The following is a 7,385-nucleotide window of genomic DNA, read 5'->3' as shown; positions in this document are numbered from 1 at the left end:
GGCGGAACTCGCCCTGCCCCAGATCCCGACCAGCTGACCGGCCACCCGCCCGGTGGCGCCGCCGGCCCAGACCAACTCGAACGGCGAGAACAGCTTCCAGCGCTCGTCACCCCACAGGATGCTGCGGGCGATCATCTGCCCGGCCATGGCCGAGGTGTTCATGCCCTGGCGGCCGAACCCGCTCGCCACCCACAGGCCTTTGCGCAACTGGCCGATCTGCGGCATGCCGTGCACGGTCTGGCCGGTGGCGCCGCCGAACGTCTCGGTGATCTCGACATTGCCGAGCGCCGGGAAGATCGTACGGATCCGCCGCCTGACAGCGCCTGCAAAGCGCTGCGGACGCGCGGCCCAAGTGGTCTCCGGGCTCTCCCACATCAGCCGGTCGCCGTCGACGATGCGGAAATGATCGACGCCGTCGGAATCCATCACCGATCCCTTGAAGGCGATGAGCTCGTGCACCCGCTCACCGAGCGGCGCGGTGATTCCGGCATAGCGCCAGACCGGTAGCAGCGTCTCCGACAGGCGCCTCAAGGGCGCGCCGAGATGAATGTTGCCCGCGAGCACGATATGGGTTGCGCGCAGCCGCGCCGAGGGCGTGACGATGCGTTTGCGGATGCCGGAATGATCGATACTGACGACGGGCGTGTCCTCGAAGATGCGGGCGCCTGCCCGCCGTGCCAGCGCAGCAAGGCCGTGCACATATTTGCGGCCGTCGAGCTGGAACGCCTTCGGATAATACACGCCGTGAAAGTAGCGATCGGTCTTGAGCACCTCGCGGACGCGATCGACCTGCCAACCCTCGACCTCGGTGTCGAAATCCTCGTTCAGCATCTGCAACCGGCTGATCAGCCGGTCGCCGGCATCGACGTTGGAGACCTCCAGCACACCGTCGCTCCGGGCAATTCCCGGCATGTTCTCTTCCGTGGCGTTGGCCCGGACGAACTCGGCGCCCTCCTTCGACAACCCCCACAATTCACGCGCATCCTCGAAGCCGATGCGCTCGATCAGGTCGGCGAGCGGCAGAGCAAAACCCGGCATGACGGCGCCGAGCTGGTTGCCGGACGCGTTCCAGCCGATGTGGCGCCCCTCCAGCACCGCGACGCTGGCGCCGAGCCGGGCCGCCTCCAGCGCAATGGTTAGCCCGGCAAGCCCCGCACCGATGACGCAGATGTCGGCGTCGAGTTCAAACGTCAGCCGCGTGCGGTCGCGAAGGCCGGCTTCTTCCTGGGACACGCTTGTGAAAGTCTCGCTCATGTCGTTTCTTAGAGCATGAACCCGAAAAGTGTGCAGCGGTTTTCCGTGATTACAAACCGGGAAATCGGGTTTGCGCCGAGATCATGCTCAAAATAACGACCTAAAGCGCGATGACGATTCGTTCTAATCTCAGGGTGCTTTATACCAAGCGGGCGCCTGTCACCTTGCCCTCAACCGGCGCCTGTAGCTTATTCTGGATGTGGAACGATTCGAGAATGCCATGCGCCGTTTGATGTTGCTGCGTCACGCCAAGACAGAGACTGACGCGCCGAGCGGCCGTGACCAGGACCGCCGGCTCGACGACCGCGGCCACAGGGATGCTGCGCAGCTCGGCGACTGGATCGCCACCCATCCGCCCTTCCCCGATACCGTGCTGGTGTCGCACGCCGTCCGGGCCCGGCAGACCTGGGACATCGCCTGGGAGGCGATGAAGGACCGCGTCCCGGCGCCGCAGGTCGAGATCCTGCCGGAACTCTATGGCGCCGATCCCGCGCAGATCCTGGACTCCATTCGCACTGCAACGGCCCCGGCCGACCCGAAGCAGCTGCTGCTGGTCGCCCATAATCCCGGCATGCACGAGGCCGCGCTCATGCTGATGGGCGGCGGCGATCCCGCCGGCGCCAGGGCGCTCGCCGACAATCTGCCCACCTCGGGGCTTGCGATCTTCGACTTTGACGTCAAGGATTGGGGTGACGTGGCCTACCGCCGCGGCAAGCTGGTGCTGTTCACCAGCCCCAAGCTGCTTCGATCGGGATGACCGCGCGACGTGCCGACAAGACGTGCTGACTGGAAGATTTGGAGGCGCAGATGTTCAAGTCCATCCTCGTGCCCATCGACCTCGCTGACACCGATCTGGCCAAGCCGGCGCTCGCGACGGCGGCAACGCTGTCGCAGACCTGGAGCGGCATGGTGCGCCTGCTCAACGTGCTGCCGATGACGCCGGTGATGCTGGCCGAATACGTGCCGGCCGATTTCGACGAGCAGCAGCGCCAGACCTCGGAAGAGGCGCTCGCCATCGTCGCGCGCGAATCCGGCATCGAGCAAGCGCGGATCTCCAGCGTGGTGCGCCAGGGCGGCATCTACCACGAGATTCTGGAGGAAGCCGCGCACATGAAGGCCGATTTGATCGTGATGACCTCGCACCGGCCGGCGATGCGCACCTATTTCCTCGGCTCCAACGCCGGGCACGTCGTGCGTTATGCGAAGTGCTCGGTGCTGGTGGTCAGGCACTGAACTCAACTCTCCGGCATTTCCGTAGCCCGGGTGAGCGACTTGTCCGCCGTAGCTCGGAGAGCGAAGGCGGAAGCGACATCCGGGGCCGCTCATGGCGAGAATCCCGGATGTCGCTTCGCTCATCCGGGTTACAATGTGGAAGCGATTACAATTGGCTTGGCAAAGCAGGCGGGCATAGCGGCACCTGGCATTGCATTCGGCCAGCTGCGTAGCCATTTGCTCTTCAGCGACGACGCAGACCGAACTCTCGCAGCGACGCCGATCTGAGTTCGAGCCAACGCGACTCATCCCGCGGCCAATTCCAGTCACTGCCGTTGGAGTCAGGTCTAAGCATGCAAATCCGTGTCGGCTTCGAAATGGTCTACGACTTCCAGCAGGTCACGCCATTGATCGCGATGGTCGGGACGCATTTCACGCGGGCATCCGATGTTGTTGTACCGGATCACCTCATCACCTCGCCTTCTGTTCCGATCACGCCCTACCGCGACAGCTTCGGGAACTGGTGCAGCCGGATCGTTGCGCCCCCTGGCCGTATGCGCCTTTCTGCTGACGGGACAGTGCGCGATAGCGGCTTGCCTGATGTGATCGTGCCTTCAGCTGCGCAGCACGCAGTAGAAGATCTTCCATCGGACACCATCCTCTATTTACTCGGCAGCCGGTATTGCGAGACAGATCGGCTTTCCGACATCGCATGGAAGCTGTTCGAGAAAACGGCGCCCGGCTGGCCGCGCGTCCAGGCGATCTGCAATTTCGTTCACGATCACATCGCGTTTGGATACGAGCACGCGCGGGCGACCATGACGGCGTGGGAGGTCTTCAACGAGCGAAAGGGCGTCTGCCGGGACTATGCGCATCTTGCCATCGCGTTCTGCCGCTGCATGAACATTCCGGCGCGCTACTGCACCGGCTATCTAGGCGATATCGGCATTCCGGCGCCCCACGCCCCCGGCGACTTTGCAGGTTGGTTCGATGCCTACCTTGGGGGGCGCTGGTACACCTTCGATGCACGCAACAACGCTCCGCGGATCGGCCGTGTCCTGATCGCCCAAGGCCGCGACGCGGCGGATGTTCCGATTGTTCAAACTTTCGGACCAAGCGAGCTCATCAGCTTCAAGGTGTGGACCGATGAACTCGTGTGAGCCGCTCGTCCCGGTCAATTGCGCGCAAACCGGACGAGATTGACCTCGCTAATTGACGAGGTAGGTGCTACAGGGTTGGCATCACCGCGCGCTTCTTGGCTGTTATCGGTGACTGAGAGCATCGCGCTCCCGCCTTAAACGAAAGAAGGCGGTCAGATGTCCGATTTAGTCAAATTCGACATTCGTGAGTGGCTCGTTCCACCGTTATTGGTGCCTATCTTCCTCGTGCTGCTGATCGCGATCGTGGCCGTTCTTTAGCGGCAGATCCGTTCAATTGCCCTGCACCAACGGGCAGGCGCGGCTCTTTGCGCCAAGACTCAAGCCAAGGCGCGAGCAGAGACAGGAGGCGGGAATGGCAAACACAGCAATCATCAGAGATGCCTACGGTGTTCCGGCGATCTTCGTGGGTTCGAGAACAGGTCGGGACGATGCTCCCTTTGTTTTCGTAAGGGTCGGAGATGAGGAGCGAAGGATGCGCTGGTCCGAATGGGATGCTCTTCCGGCCTGGACCGGCGAGCGTCCGACTTGGGCGAGTAGATCCAAGTAGCGATGGAGTGTTGAACATGAAGACGGCTCGAACAGGGACAAGGACCGCGGCGCTTTTGCTGGCATCGGCACTGGGCACCTTCACGCCGGCAGCTTTCGCCGCGGAGCCGAACTGCCGCGCGATCGAAAGCACCGGCGCCCGCCTCTCCTGTTACGATGCGGCATTTCCTCCGAAGCAAGCAAACCCGCCGAAACCAGGCATCGACTCATCGTCGGGCTACAAGGATCCGTTTCTTGCGGAAGAAGCCCGAACCACCGCGAAGCTTAAGAATATTTGCCGCGGTTGCTGAGTTTCACCAACCGCGGGCGTGTTTTGAACGTCGCGCTCCAATTCCCCTGCTTGATGGACCTACGGAGTTTAGAACGATCCGCGTTGATCGTTCAAACGGCACTTCAAGCGATGATGCGTTTGCCCAATCAGCGGCAACCTGGGCAGTTTGCCGATAGTTCCTGCGCGGAACGAAACAAAGCCCTCGCTATTCAGCAGACAACGGCGCATTGTCTCGTTACCGCCGAGCGGCCCTTAGCATCTATCGGTGGTGTGAACGCGAGTTGCGCTCCCGCTCAACCCTGCAGCGGAGCATCAAAATGCCGGCTCGACGCCCCCCAGAACCATCATCGACATTCGAATACCGCCTGGCGCAAGAGGCACTCAACCTTCGTCAGCAGGCCAAAGGGATGCCCGCTGGTATCCGCCGCACGGAGCTTTTGCGAAAAGCCCACCAGATCGATATTGCCGGAGAGGTCAACAATTGGCTGACCTCGCCGGGACTGTCGGCGCCGCTTTAGGTCTCCATCTCCAACGCGATTCTGGTCGCCCGGATTGCGCTCCCTCCGCTCGGGCTACAAGGTACAATCCCTTGCGTTGCCCGACTGGCAAAACACGCCATGGGTCGGTCAATCCACACAGCGAAAGATATTCCACTTTACCGAAATTCGGAAATGTCGTATGTGTCGCGGCAGCCCGGCCCAAGGAAGAGGGGCGTATCGCGATCGTCACGAACGCGGGCCGGACGGCGGTGGACGCTAGTTGCATCGGCGCGAAGAGCTTCGCAGGGCGGAGAACCGTGAGCGAAACACCTCGCGCACACGACCGGTGTGATCGGCGTACGGCAAAATCGTGTGGTCCTGACGCCCGGGGTCTGTGCGTCAAGTCTCAGCGGTGATGTGGCGGCCCGACCGGGCACGCGCATCGATCATCCGCAAGGCGACGGGGGCAATAGTGCATTGCTCCCCGGGGAGAGCACGACATAAGCCGTCAAACCACTGCGCAGGGAAGGCCGGTTGTTTGGCTTCACCTGTATGCCGCTGTGCAGATTTCGCTACTGCCTTTCGCACAGTGGACCGCGGGTGCCAGCCGGCGCCCGGTCTTCCCTGCGCCCTCTTTCAATTGAGGGTGAAGCGATGAAGCAAAGCTCGGGCGAATTGAGCCGCGAGGACGCGAAGGTGTGTCCGGGAGACGTAGGATGGGTAGAGCACTTGCGAAACCCATCATCTTTCAACGAAGGAAGTGTTGATGGGTTTCGCTTCGCTCTACCCATCGCTGTCACCCACACTCCGTCATTGCGAGGAGACCTTGCGACGAAGCAATCCAGACTGCCACCGCGGAGGGATTCTGGATTGCTTCCGCCTTGGCCGAGGCTTCGGCGGACAAGTCGCTGCGCTCGCAATGACGATGTTGAGACAGTTGAGCGCCCAACACCGCTCTCGCGCCCCGGACGCAGAACAGCGTCGTCCAGCGACGGTGCGCTGCAGAGCCGGGACCCATGCATCAGCGAGCCCTGACTTCCCGGGTCCCGGCTGCGCAGCAACGCCAAGAGCGCTGCAGCGCGTCCGGGACACGTGCCTCACAGATACCGCGTCAGCTCGGCCTTGAACTGCCCGTACACCGCGTCCTCGATCTGGCTGCGGGTGATGCCGATGTCGCGCAGGGCGCGGTCGTCGAGCTCGTTCAATGTCTTGACGGCGGAGCGGCGCTCGAGGCGGTCGAACAGCGCGTAGGCGGCACTGGCGAGCGTGCTGAAAAACCCGCTCGATGAGGATGGGCGCAAGCTCCGCCCGGCAGTTTGTGAGATCAGGGTCATTTTTCTTCTCCGGCAGTCGTCCCACGCGGCGAAGCCGATGCCGTTGGCGCAGACGCTACGAGCGCTTGCACCTCATTGCCGTCGGATTGCTCTCGCTCTCCTCGGCTCAATCGCGGAACTTGATGGAACTTAAATGCTCCAGTACACTACTCGGAGCAAGTAAAACATTGCTCTCGGTGCAATAATGTCCAAGTTCGAGTACGTGAAGCTTGCCGATGCCATTGCCGTCGATATCGCTAACGGCACGTTAAGGCCCGGCGATCGGCTGCCGCCGCAGCGCAATTTTGCCTATGACCGTGGCATTGCGGTCTCGACCGCGAGCCGGGTTTATACGGAGTTGCTCCGTCGTGGGCTCGTCGTCGGCGAGGTCGGTCGCGGCACCTTCATCTCCGGCGACATCAGGCGCGAGGTCGAGGCCTTGAGCGAGCCGCGCGATGCGCGGATCGATTTCGAGGTCAATTATCCGCTGCTGCCGCAGCAATGGGCGATGATCGCCAAGAGCCTTGCAGGGCTGGAGCGCGTCGACGCGCTCGAATCCGCGTTGCGCGTCTCGACCAGCACCGGCACCAAGAGCGCACGCAATGCCGCGGCCGCCTATCTCGCGCGCAAGGATTTCGCGCCGCAGGCCGAGCAGATCGTCTTCACCGCCAACGGCAAGCAGTCGCTTGCAGCCGCGCTCGCAGCGCTCGTCCCGACCGGCGGCCGCTGCGGCGTCGAGGCGCTGACATACCCTTACGTCAAGAGCATCGCCGCGCGGTTAGGCGTGACGCTGGTCCCGATTCCCATGGACGAGCACGGCGCGCGGCCCGACGCCATCCAGAAGGCGCATCGCGAGGCGCATCTGTCGGCGCTGTATCTCCAGCCCATCATCCAGAACCCGCTCGGCGTCACCATGAACGCGACGCGACGCGCCGACATCATGCGCGTCGCCGAGAAGCTCGATCTCACCATCATCGAGGACACCGTCTACGGCTTCCTCGCCGACGACACGCCGCTGGCCGCGCTCGGGCCGGACCGCTGCATCGTGCTCGACAGCCTGTCCAAGAAGGTCGCGCCCGGCCTTGCGCTCGGTATCCTCGTGGCGCCGCCTCACCTGCGCGAAAGCGTGATGAGTGCGGTGCGGACCGGC

General features: G+C 63.0%; 7 protein-coding genes. 5 read left to right on the top strand and 2 right to left on the bottom strand.

The window, feature by feature from the left end; translation table 11 throughout:
- Positions 1–1,254, bottom strand: a 1,254-nt coding sequence (locus MOV75_RS20885; protein WP_247006515.1) for an FAD-binding oxidoreductase, incomplete at its 3' end; no start/stop codon positions are given.
- Positions 1,255–1,474: 220 nt separating this feature from the next.
- Between MOV75_RS20885 and MOV75_RS20880 the strand changes: the two genes are divergently transcribed.
- The 4 genes from MOV75_RS20880 (at position 1,475) to MOV75_RS20865 (ending at position 4,961) form a co-directional block, all read left to right on the top strand.
- A complete protein-coding gene (locus MOV75_RS20880) occupies positions 1,475–2,011 on the top strand; it encodes a histidine phosphatase family protein (RefSeq protein WP_246929254.1) in 537 nt (178 codons plus the stop codon).
- 50 nt (positions 2,012–2,061) lie between these two features.
- On the top strand, positions 2,062–2,487 hold the full coding sequence (locus tag MOV75_RS20875) for a universal stress protein (protein ID WP_246929255.1): 426 nt from the start codon (positions 2,062–2,064) through the stop codon (positions 2,485–2,487).
- A 332-nt stretch (positions 2,488–2,819) separates the two neighbouring features.
- Positions 2,820–3,626: a transglutaminase family protein gene (locus tag MOV75_RS20870; protein WP_246929256.1), complete on the top strand. Its 807-nt coding sequence runs from the start codon at positions 2,820–2,822 to the stop codon at positions 3,624–3,626.
- A gap of 1,134 nt (positions 3,627–4,760) precedes the next feature.
- Positions 4,761–4,961, top strand: coding sequence for a hypothetical protein (locus tag MOV75_RS20865; protein WP_246929257.1), 201 nt, complete (start codon positions 4,761–4,763; stop codon positions 4,959–4,961).
- A gap of 1,058 nt (positions 4,962–6,019) precedes the next feature.
- Here MOV75_RS20865 and MOV75_RS20860 read toward each other — a convergent pair.
- Entirely contained in the window at positions 6,020–6,256 is a 237-nt protein-coding gene (locus MOV75_RS20860; protein ID WP_246929258.1) for a DUF1127 domain-containing protein, read from the bottom strand.
- A gap of 184 nt (positions 6,257–6,440) precedes the next feature.
- Between MOV75_RS20860 and MOV75_RS20855 the strand changes: the two genes are divergently transcribed.
- Positions 6,441–7,385: PLP-dependent aminotransferase family protein (locus tag MOV75_RS20855; RefSeq protein ID WP_247006514.1), on the top strand; the 945-nt coding region annotated here is incomplete at its 3' end.

Origin of the sequence: Bradyrhizobium sp. PRIMUS42 (assembly GCF_023006515.1) — a bacterium.
GTDB lineage: Bacteria > Pseudomonadota > Alphaproteobacteria > Rhizobiales > Xanthobacteraceae > Bradyrhizobium.
The sequence above is the reverse complement of the archived record's forward strand: the minus strand, read 5'-3'. Positions and strand labels throughout refer to the sequence as shown.

Coding starts and splice junctions, on each gene's coding strand:
- MOV75_RS20875 (WP_246929255.1), top strand. CDS start 2,062: ATGTTCAAGTCCATCCTCGTGCCCATCGACCTCGCTGACACCGATCTG.
- MOV75_RS20860 (WP_246929258.1), bottom strand. CDS start 6,256: ATGACCCTGATCTCACAAACTGCCGGGCGGAGCTTGCGCCCATCCTCA.
- MOV75_RS20870 (WP_246929256.1), top strand. CDS start 2,820: ATGCAAATCCGTGTCGGCTTCGAAATGGTCTACGACTTCCAGCAGGTC.
- MOV75_RS20880 (WP_246929254.1), top strand. CDS start 1,475: ATGCGCCGTTTGATGTTGCTGCGTCACGCCAAGACAGAGACTGACGCG.
- MOV75_RS20865 (WP_246929257.1), top strand. CDS start 4,761: ATGCCGGCTCGACGCCCCCCAGAACCATCATCGACATTCGAATACCGC.